Genomic DNA, 15,019 nt, shown 5'->3' on the forward strand with positions numbered 1-15,019 from the left:
TATCCGTCAGATATTAATCATCAATTATCAAACATCAATAATTAAAAAATGCTATACTATCTATACGAATATTTAACCAACCACGGAATCCACATCCCAGGATTAGGATTGCTGAAGTACATCTCTTTCCGGGCGGGGATGGCGGTTCTGTTTTCTTTGACCATCGCTCTTATTTTTGGAAAAAGAATCATCAACTTTCTGAGAGCAAAACAGATGGGTGAGCTGGTACGTGATCTCGGTTTAGATGGGCAGAAGCAAAAAGAAGGTACACCAACAATGGGAGGCCTTATTATTATTCTTGCTACTTTGATTCCCGTATTGCTGTTTACAAAAATCACCAATATCTATATTGTTCTTCTCATCGTATCAGTAGTTTGGATGGGTGCGATCGGTTTTCTGGACGATTATCTTAAAAAAATAAAAAAGAACAAAGACGGCCTTAGTGGTAAATTCAAAATCGTAGGACAGGTGGGTTTAGGTTTAATTGTCGGAGTAACCATGTATTTCCACCCTGACATTACTGTTAAGAGAAAGTACGCGGATGCCAAAGTGGTAAACCGCAACAATGTAGAGCAAAACTTCATGCCAACAGAAAAAATTGCCGTTTCCACCGTTCCTTTTGCAAAAAATAATGAATTCGACTACAGTGGAATTTTGTTTTGGATGAATGATAAAGATGCTCATGAATGGGCGTGGGTTGTTTTTATTCCTATTGTAATTTTTATCGTAACGGCAGTTTCCAATGGTGCCAATATTACCGATGGAATTGATGGTCTCGCCGCAGGAACCAGTACGGTTATTTTACTCACACTGGGACTGTTTGCCTATCTTTCCGGAAACATCATATTTGCTGATTATCTGAACATTATGTTCCTCCCCAATATGGGTGAGACCACCATTTTTGTGGTCGCTATGGTGGGAGCCGTCATTGGTTTTTTCTGGTACAATACGTACCCTGCACAGGTGTTTATGGGAGATACCGGAAGTCTCATGCTGGGCGGCGTGATTGCGGTTTTAGCCATTATTTTAAGAAAAGAATTGATGATTCCTGTACTATGCGGAATCTTTTTAATAGAAAACATTTCCGTCATGCTTCAGGTAATTGTTTTCAAATACCGAAAAAGAAAATACGGGCTGGAATATGCCCAGAACAATAGATTATTCAGAATGTCACCCCTTCACCACCATTATCAGAAAGGCGGTTTTCACGAAAGTAAAATCGTTAACAGAATGATAATTATCGGGGTAATGTTAGCAATTGTATGTCTCATTACATTAAAGATGAGATAAATCGGCAGTATGCAATAAGCAATAAGCATCAGGCTTAAAGCTTATAGCCTACAGCATAAAGCAAAAAAGTATGAAAATAGTTGTTTTAGGAGGAGGAGAAAGCGGTTGCGGCGCTGCTTATTTGGCTAAAAAACAAGGTCTGGAAGTTTTTCTTTCAGACCAGGGATCTATTAAGGATCACTATAAGCAGTTTCTTACAGAGAATGAAATTGAATTTGAAGAGGAAAATCACAATGAACAAAGAATCCTGAATGCAGACTGGATTGTAAAAAGCCCGGGAATTCCTAAAAAGGCAGACATCATCCATAAGATCCATGATAAGGGAATAAGACTTTCTTCGGAAATTGAATTTGCCTCGGAATTTACCGATGCCAAAATCATAGCAATTACAGGAAGTAACGGCAAAACAACCACCACATCCTTAATCTACTATATCCTTAAAAACGACGGATTGAATGTAGGTCTAGGAGGAAACATCGGGTACAGCTTTGCCAAGCAGGTTGCCGACGAAAATTACGACTATTATGTATTGGAAGTAAGTTCATTTCAGCTGGATGATATTCAGAATTTCAGACCATACATTTCTTTATTGCTGAATCTGTCACAGGATCACCTGGATCAGTACAATTACAATTATGAAGAATATGCATTAGCCAAATTCAGAATAACCGAAAATCAGGAAAATGATAATTTCTTTATCTACAATAAAGATGATGAAATGAGCAAAAATATTCTTGAAAAACTGGAGGTTAAAGCGAAAATGATCCCTTTTTCCACCAAAGAAAAACTGTCTGAAGGAGCTTTTGTTGATGATGAAAATATTGTGGTTAAAATGAAAGACGAATTCTCAATGAAAATCGAGGAATTATCTCTTTTAGGGAATCATAATGTAGCCAACAGCCTTGCCGCATCCATTGCGGGTAAAATACTGGAAATCAACAACGAAAGCATTAGAAATTCATTAATGACATTTCAGGCCGTTGAACACAGGTTGGAATTCTTGACAGAGATTAATGGCGTAAAATACATCAATGACAGCAAGGCAACCAATGTCAATGCAACCTATTACGCTTTAGAAAGTATGAAAAATCCGACCGTATGGATTGTTGGCGGAATCGATAAAGGAAACGACTATACCGAAATTGAAGATTTAGTTAAGAGAAAAGTAAAAGCAATTGTATGCTTAGGAATTGATAATGAAAAAATTATAAAATTCTTTAGAGACAAAAAAGAATTTATTTACGATACTTCAAGCATGGAAGAAGCGGTAAAAATTTCAAAGTCTCTGGCCAAAAAAGGAGATACGGTCTTACTTTCACCATGTTGTGCAAGTTTTGATTTATTCAAAAGCTATGAAGACAGGGGACAACAATTTAAACAGCAGGTTTTAAAAGCAACTGGCAATTAGCCAAAAGCTAACAGCATTAAATATGAACGAACAAGATACAGAAAACAGATTTGAATTCCTGAAGGGCGATAAAGTACTTTGGATGGTCATTCTTGTGATCTCCATCTTCTCTATTTTCCCCGTATATTCTGCAAGCTCAAATCTGGAATATATCGTAAACAACGGGACCACCACCGGTCACGTCATCAAGCATATGTTCTTTGTAGTCTTAGGCCTTTCGATTATGAGAGTAGTAGGAATGGTAAAATATGAATATATTGGAAAGCTCAGCAGCATCTTGCTTGGTTTAATGATTATTCTCTTGATTGTCACAATGTTTACAGGACAGACCATCGATGGAGCAAGTGCCTCAAGATGGTTAAAAATTCCGGGAACACCGATTTCATTTCAGCCTTCTTCTTTTGCATTCCTCATGCTGATCATTTATCTCTGCAGGTATTTGACAAAAAAAATTACAAGAGAAAGATTGCCAATTGAAAACATCATGTATATTTTCGGGCCTATCCTGCTTGTTTTTATTCTCGTAGCAAAAGATAACGGATCTACGGCGCTAATGATTTTAATGGTTTCTGTTATTGTGTTGATTATAGGCCAGCTTCACTGGAAATATATTGCAGGATTTATATCCGCTTCTTTTATTGCCATTGTCTTGTTTTTAATTATTGCTTTAAATACAAATCTTATTGGTGGAAACCGGGTACACACCTGGATGAGCCGTATCGAAACATTTACATCAAGCAAAGCCAAATCAGCTGATGTAGATGATGAAAGTGTAAAAGCCAAAAACTATCAGGTCATGCAGGCTAAAGCAGCCATTGTTCATGGCGGAATCACAGGAATGGGACCCGGAAAAAGCGCTTTGAAGCAAATGCTTCCGCAGTCAGCCTCCGACTTTATCTTCGCAGTGATTGTTGAGGAATACGGATTAATAGGGGCCGCTTTTCTCATCAGTATGTACCTCATCATGATGATCAGAATTGTGATGATTGCCAGCAAGATGCCGGCTTTTTTCGGATCGTTGCTCGTACTCAGTCTTGGAGTGATGATCTTTGTACAGCTCTCGGTAAATATTGCGGTGGCAGTCAACCTCATTCCGGTAACGGGTCAGCCCTTGCCGTTGATCAGTTACGGAGGAACTTCCATGCTGGTAACCTATTTACAGTTGGGAATAATTTTAAATATAAGCTCCAGAATTCAGATTTATGATGAAGAAGGACTGGGCAAAAAACAAAGCATTGCCGAAATAAATGACATTGCTTAAAATGGGAGTCCCGAAGGGACGACATAATCAGAACAGGATGCAAATTCTGTCAAAATAAAATAAAAAAAATGAACAATCAGTCAGCCAACAGCCAGAAGCCAACAGCTATGCGTGTTTTATTATCCGGAGGCGGAACAGGAGGTCACATCTTCCCGGCCATTGCGATTGCAGACGAAATCAAAAAAAGATTTCCGGATGCAGAATTTTTGTTCATTGGAGCCAACGGCAAAATGGAAATGGAAAAAGTTCCTCAGGCCGGCTACAAAATAGAAGGCATCGATATTGCCGGGATCAACCGTGGAAATATCCTTTCCAATTTAAGATTGCCTTTTAAAATCTTAAAAAGTTTATCTAAATCTAAAAAGATCATTAAAAGTTTTGCTCCCGATTTCGCGATTGGAACAGGCGGTTTTGCAAGTGGACCGGCTTTGTATGAAGCAAGCAAACTGGGAATCCCGATTTTTATTCAGGAACAGAATGCACACGCAGGGGTAACGAATAAGATTTTAAGTAAAAAAGCAAAAGCCGTATTTACGGCCTATCCGAAGGTAGATGGTTTTCCGGCTGAGAAAATACACTTTCTGGGCAATCCTATTCGTTCCTCGATAGTTTCAGGAATGCAGGAAACAACTCTTGCCAAAGAAAAAATGGGTCTTGACAAAGATAAACTCACGATTTTATCCGTAGGCGGTTCTTTAGGATCAAGAACATTGAATAACGGATGGAAAGAAAATATTGAAAACATAAAACAAAAAGGGTATCAACTGATCTGGCAAACCGGAAAACTGGATTATAGCGAACTATCTTCCAGCCTCCAGCTTCCAACTTCCATCCAGCTAAAAGAATTTATTAAAGACATGGAAACAGCATATTCTGCGGCAGATGTTATTGTTTCCAGAGCGGGTGCCATTGCCATTTCAGAGCTGGCAGTGGCGCAGAAGCCTGTTTTGCTGGTTCCTTTTCCTTTTGCAGCAGAGGATCATCAAACCAAAAACGCCATGAATCTGGTGGAAAAGAATGCCGCAAGAATGGTAAAAGACTCTGAAATGCAGGAAAAATTCTGGAATACGCTTTCAGAGATCTGCGAAAATGAAAATATAAGAAAAGAAATGTCTCAGAATCTGCAATATTTTGCAAAGCCTAATGCGGCAAAAGGAATTGTGGATGAGATTTTAAAAGTGATTAAATAAAGGCTTGTCTTAAGATGCTATTTGAAATTAAGAATAATACTTAAAGTTAACAAGGCTTTATAATGTTAAGATTGAAAAATAAAGCAGTTAGTATTAGAGATGTCACCCTGAGCTTGTCGAAGGGCCAAATAAAACAACACAAATGAATGAAAATATATTATGTATATATTGTGAAATGTTCTGATAACTCTTATTATACAGGTTTTACCAATGACCTGGAGAGAAGAATTAATGAACATAATGGAGGAGTAAATCCGGCAAGTTATACACATACAAGAAGACCTGTAAAACTGGTTTTTTATAATGAATTTAATGATGTAAATCAAGCCATACAGTTTGAAAAACAAATTAAAGGATGGAACAGAAAAAAGAAAGAGGCTATAATAAATGATAACTGGGAATTATTACCTGAATTATCAAAAAATAAAATGAAAAAGTAAAGGCTTCGACAAGCTCAGCCTGACACCGTTAAAATTGATTATTAGTGGTTCATTAGAGCTTGTAGATTATAGCTTTTAAATAAAATAGTATTAGTGATGTTGCCCTAAGCAACTTAGGGAGTCTTTAAAGATTAAAATATAAAATGAACAACTTACAAACATATCAGAATTTTTACTTCGTGGGAATCGGAGGTATCGGCATGAGCGCTCTGGCACGGTATTTCCATGCTTCGGGCAAAAAAGTGTCTGGTTATGACAAAACCAACACCAAGCTTACCCAAGCTCTGATGAACGAAGGAATTGATATTGTTTTTAATGATCATATTGACGAAAAAATTACCTCCTTTCAAAAAGAAGATACGTTGGTAATTTATACGCCGGCGATTAAGACGTTAGGAATTCTGGATTATTTTAATAACCACCACTTTACAGTTTTAAAACGTGCAAAAGTGCTGGGATTAATTACTGAGAATACAGATTGTATTGCGGTTGCTGGAACCCACGGAAAGACAACGACTTCTACCCTGGTTTCGCATTTATGCAAAGAGGCAGATCTACCGTTTTCCTGCTTTTTAGGAGGAATTTCAGAGAACTTCAGATCCAATTTTCTCTATAACGGAGCTCAATATTCCGTAGTGGAAGCGGATGAATATGACCGAAGTTTTCTTAATCTTTCCCCGGATTGGGCGGTTATTACCTCAACTGATGCAGATCACCTTGATATTTATGGTGACAAAAATACCATCGAAGAAGGATTCAGGCAATTTGCGGCATTGGTTCAGGATGACAAACAGCTTTTCGTAAGAAAAGGAATTGATATCAGAAGGCCACACGTTACCTACGCAGTAAATGAAACAGCAGATTATTATTCGGATAACCTGCGTATGGAGAATGATACGATCTATTTTGATTTCCATACTCCGGAAGAAACAGTGAGAGATTTTGCATGGGAAATTCCGGGAATTCATAATGTAGAAAATGCTACTGTGGCGTTGGCAATCCTTCGCAATTTGGGAGTTGGTTTTGAGACTCTTAAAAACGCAATAGCCAATTTTAAAGGGATTAAAAGAAGATATACCAAGCACAGATATGAGACTGGTAAAATTTATATTGATGATTATGCTCACCATCCTACTGAAATTAATGCAGTGATGAGCTCGATCAGAACTTTTTACCCCGAAAAAAAACTGCTGGTAGTTTTCCAGCCGCACCTGTTCAGCAGAACAAGAGATTTTGCAGACGGTTTTGCAGAAAGTCTTAGTAAGGCCGATGAATTGATACTGCTTGATATTTATCCGGCAAGAGAACTTCAGGAAAATTTTGAAGGTATTACTTCAGACTGGCTCCTGGAAAAAGTGACTTTAGATAAAAAGGAAGTTTCAACACTACATGATGCTTTCAATAAGATAAAAGAAAAAGAATTTGATATCCTTCTCACCGTAGGCGCAGGGAATATCGATACGCTGTATGATCCTATCTGTGAGTGGATGGAGGAGAATTAATTTAAAAAACGCTAAGAACGTAAGAGAAATTTTTAGAAGATTCTAACTAGTTCGCAAAGGCGTTTCACTCAGCAAATGATAGCTGAAAATATCATTTAGGAATAGAAAAAACACACAAATGACAGAAAATGAAATATCAAATATTGTTTTTGATGCAGGCATGAAAGTGCATCGAAAACTTGGAATAGGGCTCTATGAAAATGTGTACGAGCAATGCTTAATTCACGAATTGAAAAATAGTGGACTTAGCATTGAGAGTCAAAAAGATATTAGTGTCAATTATGAAGGTTTGATCATTGAGAAAGCTTTCAGAGTGGATTTGTTGATTAATAATAAAGTAATTATAGAAATAAAAGCAGTTCCGGAAATTAATAAGTATCATTTCTTTCAACTTCTTAACTATTTAAGAATTACAGAAATGAAATTGGGAATGATTTTAAATTTCCATTCTACTTTATTTAAAGATGGAGTAAAAAGAGCAGTAAACAAATTATAAATAAGATTATTAAAGTATAAATTAAAGAAGTAAAATATTTTTCAGTTATCATTTGCTGAGTGAAACGCCCTCGCGAACGAAAAAATAACAGATAATTAAAAAACAAAACCTTACGATCATAGCGTTAAAAATTTAACCAGTATGAAAAATAAATACAGAATATTAAAAATTGCCGTCACAGTAATCATTCTCGGATTTCTGCTGAGCTTCTCTTTGAAGAAATTCAGTGGACAGAAGATTACGGACAATAAAATTTCTGTAAAAATGAGTGAGAAAACACCGGTTTATTTTATTGATGAAAAAGATATCCGGGAAATTGTAAAAAAAGAAAACCCATCCGGAAAGGTCGGAGAACTGAATATACCGGCGCTGGAAAAGAAAATTAATGCGCTTCCTGCAGTAGATAGTGCCAATGTATACCTTAATCTGAATGGAAAACTTAATCTGGACATCAAGCAGAGGGTTCCTGTTTTCAGGCTTAATAAAAATGGACGTGATTTCTATGTTGACGAAAAAGGAATAGAATTTCCCATCTCTAAAACATACTCTCATCCGTGCATGCTGGTAACGGGAGATGTTCAGAAGGACGAATATAAAAAATTAGCGGAGTTGGTGGAAAAGATCGATAAAGATGATTTCAGTAAGAAATATTTTATCGGCATTTCAAAAGATAATGGCGACTACAATTTGCTCACCAGCGAAGGAAATTATAAAGTGGAAATAGGAGATCTGGACAATATCGAGTTTAAAGTGAAAGGCTTTAAAACCTTTGTAGAAAAATTCCTGGTCTATCAGGATCCGGAAAAATACAGAATGGTCTCCGTGAAATATCAGAATCAGATTGTCACCACATTAAATCCCAATTTTAAAGAAAATGACAGTATTCTGAATGTAAGAAATAAAGAACTGGCAAAAGCTTCATTAGTTCCGGTAAAGAAAACCGATGATAAGCCAAAGCCAACTGAGATAAAAAAGACTAACAAACCAACCTCCTCTTCATTAAAACCAAAAACAGTAACCAAGCCAAGAGAAATAAAAAAAACAGAGAAGAAATCTACGGCAGCAAAGCCGAAAACAAAGGCGAAAATTAAAATAGAATAAAAAATCAAATCGATATAAACAATGGAAAATCAAGAGTATTCAGTAGGTCTGGACATCGGGACGACAAAAATTGTCGCGATTGTCGGAAGGAGGAATGCACACGGGAAAATAGAAGTTCTCGGTGTAGGGAAGGCTAAGAGTCTTGGTGTTCACAAAGGTATTGTGAATAATATTTCGCAGACCATTAATTCAATCAAGGCTGCTGTGTCTGAAGCACAGTCCAGCGCAGGAGTTCCTATCCGTAAAGTTACGGTGGGAATTGCAGGAAAACACATCCGTTCTCTGCAGCACTCCGATTATATTATGCGTGAACATCCAGACAAATTCATCACAGATGATGACATTGAAGCATTAAAAGATCAGGTCAAGAAGCTGGTCATGCTTCCGGGTGAAGAAATTATCCATGTACTTCCTCAGGAATATAAAGTAGACTCCGAAGGAGAAATCCAGGAACCCATCGGGATGCACGGAAAACGTCTGGAAGCCAATTTCCATGTTGTGGTAGGACAAATGGGAAGCATCCGAAACATTGCAAGATGCGTACGTGAAGCAGGTCTTGAAATGGAAGCGCTTACCCTCGAACCTCTAGCATCTTCAGAAGCTGTTTTAACGAAAGAAGAAAAAGAAGCCGGAGTCGCTATCGTAGATATCGGTGGCGGAACAACGGATATCGCTATTTTTAAAGATAATATTATTCGTCACACCTGTGTAATTCCTTACGGTGGCGGTATCATTACGGAAGATATTAAAGAAGGCTGTTCCATCATAGAAAAACATGCAGAACAGCTGAAAGTAAAATTCGGATCAGCAGTTCCGGAACTCGAAAAAGACAGCACGTATGTAACCATTCCGGGACTTCACGGAAGGCCGGATAAAGAGATTTCGCTTAAAACTTTAGCCCAGATCATCAATGCAAGAGTAGAAGAGATTCTGGAAATGGTCAATACGGAATTAAAAGCGTACGGTGCATTCGAACAAAAGAAAAAGCTTATTGCCGGAATCGTACTTACAGGAGGCGGATCCAATCTTAAGCACCTTCGTCAGCTGGCCAATTATACCACCGGGTTCGACAGCAGAATCGGTTTTGCCAATGAATACATCGCAAACGATAAAAATCAGTATCTTAAAGGACCTGAATTTGCTACTTCCATTGGTTTATTAATGGAAAGTTTAAAAATCAGGGATAAAAAACAGAATGCTGAACTTCAGGAGCCCGTTCAGGAACCTGTAGAAACAAAAGCTGAAACCACAGTACCTGTAGCTGAAACCATTCAGGAGAATGTACAGCAGGCAGAAGCCGTGCAGCCAGAGCATAACGTGAGCGAGCAGCAGTCTAAAAAAGCAGCAAAACTGACTTTCGGGCAGTCGCTCATGGAAAAAGTAAAAAAATTCTTTGAGGAAGTAGAATAAAATATAAATGATAAAATGATAAGCGATGTATGATCTTTTTCCTTATCAGTGATCATTAATCAATTATCAATAATAATTATAAAAGTATAGTTATGGAAAATATAGGGACACAGGGGTTTTCATTTGATTTGCCAAAAGGAAACTCATCAATAATAAAAGTGATTGGTGTTGGAGGCGGTGGAAACAACGCACTAAAACACATGTACGAAAAAGGAATCCACGGGGTAGATTTCGTAATCTGCAATACGGATGCCCAAACCTTGGATAATAACCCTGTTGCCAATAAGGTGCAGCTGGGAACTACTATTACAGAAGGCCTCGGAGCCGGTGCTGATCCTGAAGTGGGAGAAAAATCGGCTATCGAAAGCATCGAAGATATCAAAGCAGCAATGGGCCAGAATACGAAAATGGTATTCATCACTGCCGGAATGGGCGGTGGTACAGGAACCGGTGCTGCTCCCGTTATTGCCAAAGTGGCAAAAGATATGGGTATCCTTACAGTAGGAATTGTTACCGTGCCTTTCAGTTTTGAAGGAAAAAGAAGACTGGAGCAGGCGGAAAATGGTCTTGATAAATTAAGAAATAATGTAGATTCCCTGATCGTTATCAATAATGATAAATTAAGACAGCAGTTCGGAAATCTTGGTTTCAAGCAGGGGTTCTCAAAGGCCGATGAGGTATTGACCAATGCTGCTAAAGGTATGGCAGAGGTAATCACCGGATATTTTGATGTAAACATTGACTTTAGAGATGCTAAATCCGTGCTTCAAAATTCAGGGACAGCATTGATGTCTACCGGAGTGGCCTCAGGCGAAAATAAAGCAGAAGAAGCTGTTAAAAAAGCATTGGATTCCCCATTATTGAATGATAATAAAATCACCGGAGCTAAAAACGTTCTGCTCTTGATCCGAAGCGGTGTAGAAGAGGTAACGATGGATGAGATCGGGGTAATTATGGATCATATCCAGAAAGAAGCAGGAAATACTGCAGATATTATCTTCGGGGTAGGTTCTGATGAAGAGCTTGGAGATTCTGTAAGCGTTCTTGTAATTGCTACAGGTTTTTCAAATGACAATAAAAAATTCTCCGGGCCAACAGAAAAAATTAAAATCAGCCTTAACGATAGTTTTGATACTCCAAAAGAATCTCCTTTCAAAACAAGACAGGAAAGAGAAGATGCACCCGAACAGTCTTATGATTTTGGAGGCAAAAGCCTTTTCAGACTTGATGACGAAGACAATGATGCACCGTTCTTCAGTTCATCTTCTGAAAAAAAAATGACTATTGAAGAGGAACCTCCAAGAGCAGAAATAAAATTCACTGACAGAGAGGAAGATACAATTCATACACCGGAACAAAGCTGGAAAAATGAAGAAGAAGAGTCATTCAGCCTGTTTTCTCTTGATGAGGAACCGGAAGACCCGAATGATCTTGAAATAGAATCCTTCAAATTTGATTTTGATCAGAAAAAAGAGGAACCACAAACCGGAAATTCGTCCAATAGATCCTATTCAGAAGAAAAGCCTGTTGAATTCAGCTTTTTTGTAAATGAGTCGAAAAATACGGAGCCGAAGTCGGATTTCGGGCCAAAAGCGGAATTTGTTTCTTCCAATGAAGTAAACCAGCTTACGGAAGAGCCTCTTCAGAAAGTAGAGCATTTCTTTCAGCATCTGAAAGAAGAACCTGTTGCTGAAACTCAACCTGAAGCACAGGCTCCGAAACCCGTAGAAGAAGAGTTCACGTTTGTAAACAAAACGGTAGACCAGGAAAGAGTAACGGAACGCAGAAATAAGCTAAAAGAATTCAATTCACGTTACCAGAGCTTCGACAGCTCCAGCGAGTTTGAATCGGTTCCGGCTTTCAAAAGAAAAAATATCTCTATTGAAGGCACCAATGCTTCAGACCAGAACATCAATACCTATCTGTCTGAAAACAATGGAAATATGCAGATCAGAGAAAACAGATTTTTGAATAAAGACGTAGACTAAAAATATAACAATGTAGAGATGTACCAATGTAACAATTACTGTATATGCTGCAATTAAAAAAATAATATTGGTAAACTGTTACATTGATACATTGTTAAATTAATAAAGATGAGCTTAGAAAATACCATAAACGAAGCGATAAAAACGGCGATGAGAGCAAAAGACAAAGTGGCTCTGGATTCTCTTCGTGCCGTAAAATCTCAAATATTATTGCTTAAAACGGAAGCCAGAGGTGCAGAAGTTTCTGCAGAGCAGGAAATTGCTATTCTTCAAAGAATGGTAAAACAGCGTAAGGATTCTTCAGAACAGTTTACTGCACAAGGAAGAAATGATCTTGCGGAAGTGGAAGAAGCCCAGATGAAAATCATTGAACAGTTTCTTCCAAAACAGCTTTCTGCCCAAGAACTGGAAGCAGAAATGAAAAACATCATTGCCGAAACGGGCGCCGAATCTATAAAAGATTTGGGAAAAGTAATGGGAGTCGCTTCAAAATCTTTAACCGGAAAATCTGACGGAAAAAGCATCTCCGAGATGGCTAAAAAGCTGCTTTCTTAGTTGTTGGTTGACGGGTGCTTGTTGACAGGCCTTAAAACCATCAACTGTCAACCAAAAAACCATCAGCAATTTTTATAAGGATATTCAACCTTTGCATATCGATTTGATTAAGAAGCCCGGAACCTTTCCAGTTCCGGGCTTCATTTATTTTTTATCCTTAGGAAAAGCTCAAATCATAAGAATTGAACAATTAATTCTGAGGGAATTGGTTAAATACTTTTTTCATGGTATTGTTTTCAGAATCTCTTCAAAGATAATTGTTTTTTAATAAATTATGTAAATAAATGGTACATTTTAATTAAATAACTTATTTCGTGCATATTATTGTTGCTTTTCCCAAGGGAATACACGTTTAAACTTTTTCAAAACATTTATCATCAAATAAAGCCTTTGAAATTAAAATAAATATAATTGAAAATCAATCGATTAAATAAATTAGCGTAAAATAAACACAAATTAATTTTGATGATTAACTAAGAATACATTAATTTTGCGTAATAATAACGCAATAATGAAATATACATTAGAAAATATTGTTGAACGTAGTAAGAAAAATGAAGATCTAGAATTTCTTTTTTTCTGGGGACATACCGTTAAAGATGAAATTACAAAAGCCTGTTTCAGCCAGTGGTTTCCTGCAGAGTTTGAAGAAAACGCAATCATTTACAAAACAACACAACATTATATGATGGCTGGAAGGCAAAATTATTTAATGACCATGAAATTTTAGAGCAAATTTTAAAAGCAGAAATACCAAACCAGGCAAAAAGCTTGGGAAGAAAAGTAAAAAAATTTGATCTGGACATCTGGAACGAACATAAATATGAAATCGTTAAAAAGGGAAATTTTCTGAAATTTTCACAGAATGAAGGGTTTAAAGAATTCCTGCTTTCAACAGATAACAAAATATTAGTAGAGGCGAGCCCGTACGATACCATCTGGGGAATCGGAATGCTGGAAACAGATCCTAACACCAAAAATCCGGTACAATGGAACGGTGAAAATCTGCTGGGATTTGCATTAATGGAAGTGAGAGATGAATTAGGAATTAGTAATAAAAAAGAACAATAATGAACATTGAAATAATAAAAGGCGACATCACCAAAATTGAAGCAGATGCCATCGTTAATGCTGCCAATTCTTCCTTATTGGGCGGAGGCGGCGTAGACGGAGCCATTCATCGGGCAGGAGGAAAACAGATTCTTGATGCGTGTATAGAAATCCGAAACCGACAAGGCAAATGCAAAACAGGAGAAGCCGTGGTCACAACAGCCGGAAATCTTCCTGCAAAATATGTGATCCACACCGTTGGCCCGGTTTGGAATGGCGATGAGGAAAAATGCTCAAAATTACTGGCAAATTGCTATCAGAATTCACTAAAATTAGCAGAAAATCTTGGCCTTAAAATCATTGCTTTTCCCAACATCAGTACAGGAGTATACCGATTTCCGAAGGAACTGGCTGGCAAAATTGCAGTTGAAGAGGTAAAAAATTTCAAATCAGAAATTCTGGAAAAAGTAATTTTCGTTTGTTTTGATGAAGAAAATGAAGAGATTTATAGAAGATTATTAGATGAATAAATTAATGCTCATTTGCTGAGTGATAAGCCTTTGCGAACGAAAATATGCAAGGTAATTTTAAAATAGAATTTTCGTGAGCTTTGCGTTAAAAAAATAACGAACAAATGAAAAAACTAACCATATTAACCGGCGCCGGAATCAGTGCCGAAAGCGGAATAAAAACCTTCAGAGACGGAGATGGTCTTTGGGAAAATCACAACATCACGGACGTGGCCAGCCCGGAAGGATGGAGAAAAGACAGAGCCTTAGTGCTGGAATTTTACAACCAGAGACGCCGACAGCTTCATGAAGTAGAACCTAATGAAGCACACCGGTTATTAGCAGAACTGGAACAATATTTCGATGTTCAGATTATTACCCAGAATATTGATGATCTTCATGAAAGAGCAGGATCTACAAATATTTTACATTTACACGGCGAATTATTCAAATCCTGCCCATCCAACAATAAAAATCTGATATACGATCAGAAAGGCGACATCCATATCGGTGATAAAGCGGAAGACGGGGCACAATTACGGCCGTTCATCGTTTGGTTCGGGGAAGATGTTCCTTTGATGAAGGAAGCCACAAAAATGGCAAGAGAAGCCGATATTTTCTTGGTGATCGGAACTTCATTACAGGTATATCCGGCGGCTGGGCTGCTTCATGATATTAAAGACGACTGCCTTTTAATTGTCATTAATCCGAATGAAACCGGTTTCGGGTACGGACAAAGAGCGGTTGTAATGAAAGAGACTGCAACACAGGGCATGAAACTGCTCTTTGATAAACTGGTTAATCTTGCCTGATGGAAAA

15 protein-coding genes are annotated in these 15,019 nt (G+C 37.6%); all 15 read left to right on the top strand.

Going from position 1 to position 15,019, the window contains the following annotated elements; genetic code table 11:
- The first annotated feature begins 48 nt into the window (after positions 1–48).
- The 15 genes from mraY to BUA76_RS11365 all read left to right on the top strand — a co-directional run bounded on the left by mraY (position 49) and on the right by BUA76_RS11365 (position 15,012).
- Positions 49–1,290, top strand: coding sequence for a phospho-N-acetylmuramoyl-pentapeptide-transferase (gene mraY, locus BUA76_RS11300; RefSeq protein ID WP_072884916.1), 1,242 nt, complete (start codon positions 49–51; stop codon positions 1,288–1,290).
- Positions 1,291–1,360: 70 nt separating this feature from the next.
- Positions 1,361–2,698, top strand: coding sequence for a UDP-N-acetylmuramoyl-L-alanine--D-glutamate ligase (gene murD, locus BUA76_RS11305; RefSeq protein WP_072884917.1), 1,338 nt, complete (start codon positions 1,361–1,363; stop codon positions 2,696–2,698).
- Between the two features lie 22 nt (positions 2,699–2,720).
- On the top strand, positions 2,721–3,959 hold the full coding sequence (locus BUA76_RS11310; RefSeq protein ID WP_072884918.1) for an FtsW/RodA/SpoVE family cell cycle protein: 1,239 nt from the start codon (positions 2,721–2,723) through the stop codon (positions 3,957–3,959).
- Positions 3,960–4,027: 68 nt separating this feature from the next.
- Positions 4,028–5,149 carry an undecaprenyldiphospho-muramoylpentapeptide beta-N-acetylglucosaminyltransferase gene (murG, locus tag BUA76_RS11315; RefSeq protein ID WP_072884919.1) on the top strand — a complete coding sequence of 374 codons (1,122 nt, stop codon included), beginning with the start codon at positions 4,028–4,030 and terminating at the stop codon, positions 5,147–5,149.
- Between the two features lie 146 nt (positions 5,150–5,295).
- Positions 5,296–5,589, top strand: coding sequence for a GIY-YIG nuclease family protein (locus BUA76_RS11320; RefSeq protein WP_072884920.1), 294 nt, complete (start codon positions 5,296–5,298; stop codon positions 5,587–5,589).
- Between the two features lie 143 nt (positions 5,590–5,732).
- Positions 5,733–7,091 (top strand): UDP-N-acetylmuramate--L-alanine ligase, encoded by a 1,359-nt coding sequence (gene murC / locus BUA76_RS11325; protein WP_072884921.1) that lies wholly within the window; start codon positions 5,733–5,735, stop codon positions 7,089–7,091.
- A 118-nt stretch (positions 7,092–7,209) separates the two neighbouring features.
- Positions 7,210–7,587, top strand: a complete 378-nt coding sequence (locus BUA76_RS11330) for a GxxExxY protein (protein ID WP_072884922.1) — start codon at positions 7,210–7,212, stop codon at positions 7,585–7,587.
- Positions 7,588–7,728: 141 nt separating this feature from the next.
- Positions 7,729–8,688, top strand: a complete 960-nt coding sequence (locus BUA76_RS11335) for a cell division protein FtsQ/DivIB (protein WP_072884923.1) — start codon at positions 7,729–7,731, stop codon at positions 8,686–8,688.
- Between the two features lie 21 nt (positions 8,689–8,709).
- The gene (gene ftsA / locus BUA76_RS11340; protein WP_072884924.1) at positions 8,710–10,098 is read left to right on the top strand and encodes a cell division protein FtsA; all 1,389 of its coding nucleotides are present in this window, start codon (positions 8,710–8,712) and stop codon (positions 10,096–10,098) included.
- A 92-nt stretch (positions 10,099–10,190) separates the two neighbouring features.
- Positions 10,191–12,086: a cell division protein FtsZ gene (gene ftsZ / locus BUA76_RS11345; protein WP_072884925.1), complete on the top strand. Its 1,896-nt coding sequence runs from the start codon at positions 10,191–10,193 to the stop codon at positions 12,084–12,086.
- Positions 12,087–12,194: 108 nt separating this feature from the next.
- Complete coding sequence (locus tag BUA76_RS11350) at positions 12,195–12,641, top strand: GatB/YqeY domain-containing protein (RefSeq protein ID WP_072884926.1); 447 nt, start codon at positions 12,195–12,197, stop codon at positions 12,639–12,641.
- Positions 12,642–13,152: 511 nt separating this feature from the next.
- Entirely contained in the window at positions 13,153–13,371 is a 219-nt protein-coding gene (locus tag BUA76_RS19510; RefSeq protein WP_317041295.1) for an NADAR family protein, read from the top strand.
- A gap of 5 nt (positions 13,372–13,376) precedes the next feature.
- A complete protein-coding gene (locus BUA76_RS19515) occupies positions 13,377–13,712 on the top strand; it encodes an NADAR family protein (protein ID WP_317041296.1) in 336 nt (111 codons plus the stop codon).
- Positions 13,712–14,221: an O-acetyl-ADP-ribose deacetylase gene (locus BUA76_RS11360; protein WP_072884927.1), complete on the top strand. Its 510-nt coding sequence runs from the start codon at positions 13,712–13,714 to the stop codon at positions 14,219–14,221. Before BUA76_RS19515 ends, BUA76_RS11360 begins: the two co-directional genes overlap by 1 nt.
- Before the next feature lie 104 nt (positions 14,222–14,325).
- A complete protein-coding gene (locus BUA76_RS11365; RefSeq protein ID WP_072884928.1) occupies positions 14,326–15,012 on the top strand; it encodes an SIR2 family NAD-dependent protein deacylase in 687 nt (228 codons plus the stop codon).
- Positions 15,013–15,019: the final 7 nt, after the last annotated feature.

Origin of the sequence: Chryseobacterium takakiae (genome assembly GCF_900129385.1) — a bacterium.
Classification (GTDB): Bacteria; Bacteroidota; Bacteroidia; order Flavobacteriales; family Weeksellaceae; genus Chryseobacterium; species Chryseobacterium takakiae.

Coding starts and splice junctions, on each gene's coding strand:
- BUA76_RS19510 (WP_317041295.1), top strand. CDS start 13,153: ATGAAATATACATTAGAAAATATTGTTGAACGTAGTAAGAAAAATGAA.
- murD (WP_072884917.1), top strand. CDS start 1,361: ATGAAAATAGTTGTTTTAGGAGGAGGAGAAAGCGGTTGCGGCGCTGCT.
- BUA76_RS11330 (WP_072884922.1), top strand. CDS start 7,210: ATGACAGAAAATGAAATATCAAATATTGTTTTTGATGCAGGCATGAAA.
- ftsA (WP_072884924.1), top strand. CDS start 8,710: ATGGAAAATCAAGAGTATTCAGTAGGTCTGGACATCGGGACGACAAAA.
- BUA76_RS11350 (WP_072884926.1), top strand. CDS start 12,195: ATGAGCTTAGAAAATACCATAAACGAAGCGATAAAAACGGCGATGAGA.
- murG (WP_072884919.1), top strand. CDS start 4,028: ATGAACAATCAGTCAGCCAACAGCCAGAAGCCAACAGCTATGCGTGTT.
- mraY (WP_072884916.1), top strand. CDS start 49: ATGCTATACTATCTATACGAATATTTAACCAACCACGGAATCCACATC.
- ftsZ (WP_072884925.1), top strand. CDS start 10,191: ATGGAAAATATAGGGACACAGGGGTTTTCATTTGATTTGCCAAAAGGA.
- BUA76_RS11365 (WP_072884928.1), top strand. CDS start 14,326: ATGAAAAAACTAACCATATTAACCGGCGCCGGAATCAGTGCCGAAAGC.
- BUA76_RS11360 (WP_072884927.1), top strand. CDS start 13,712: ATGAACATTGAAATAATAAAAGGCGACATCACCAAAATTGAAGCAGAT.
- BUA76_RS11310 (WP_072884918.1), top strand. CDS start 2,721: ATGAACGAACAAGATACAGAAAACAGATTTGAATTCCTGAAGGGCGAT.
- murC (WP_072884921.1), top strand. CDS start 5,733: ATGAACAACTTACAAACATATCAGAATTTTTACTTCGTGGGAATCGGA.
- BUA76_RS11320 (WP_072884920.1), top strand. CDS start 5,296: ATGAAAATATATTATGTATATATTGTGAAATGTTCTGATAACTCTTAT.
- BUA76_RS11335 (WP_072884923.1), top strand. CDS start 7,729: ATGAAAAATAAATACAGAATATTAAAAATTGCCGTCACAGTAATCATT.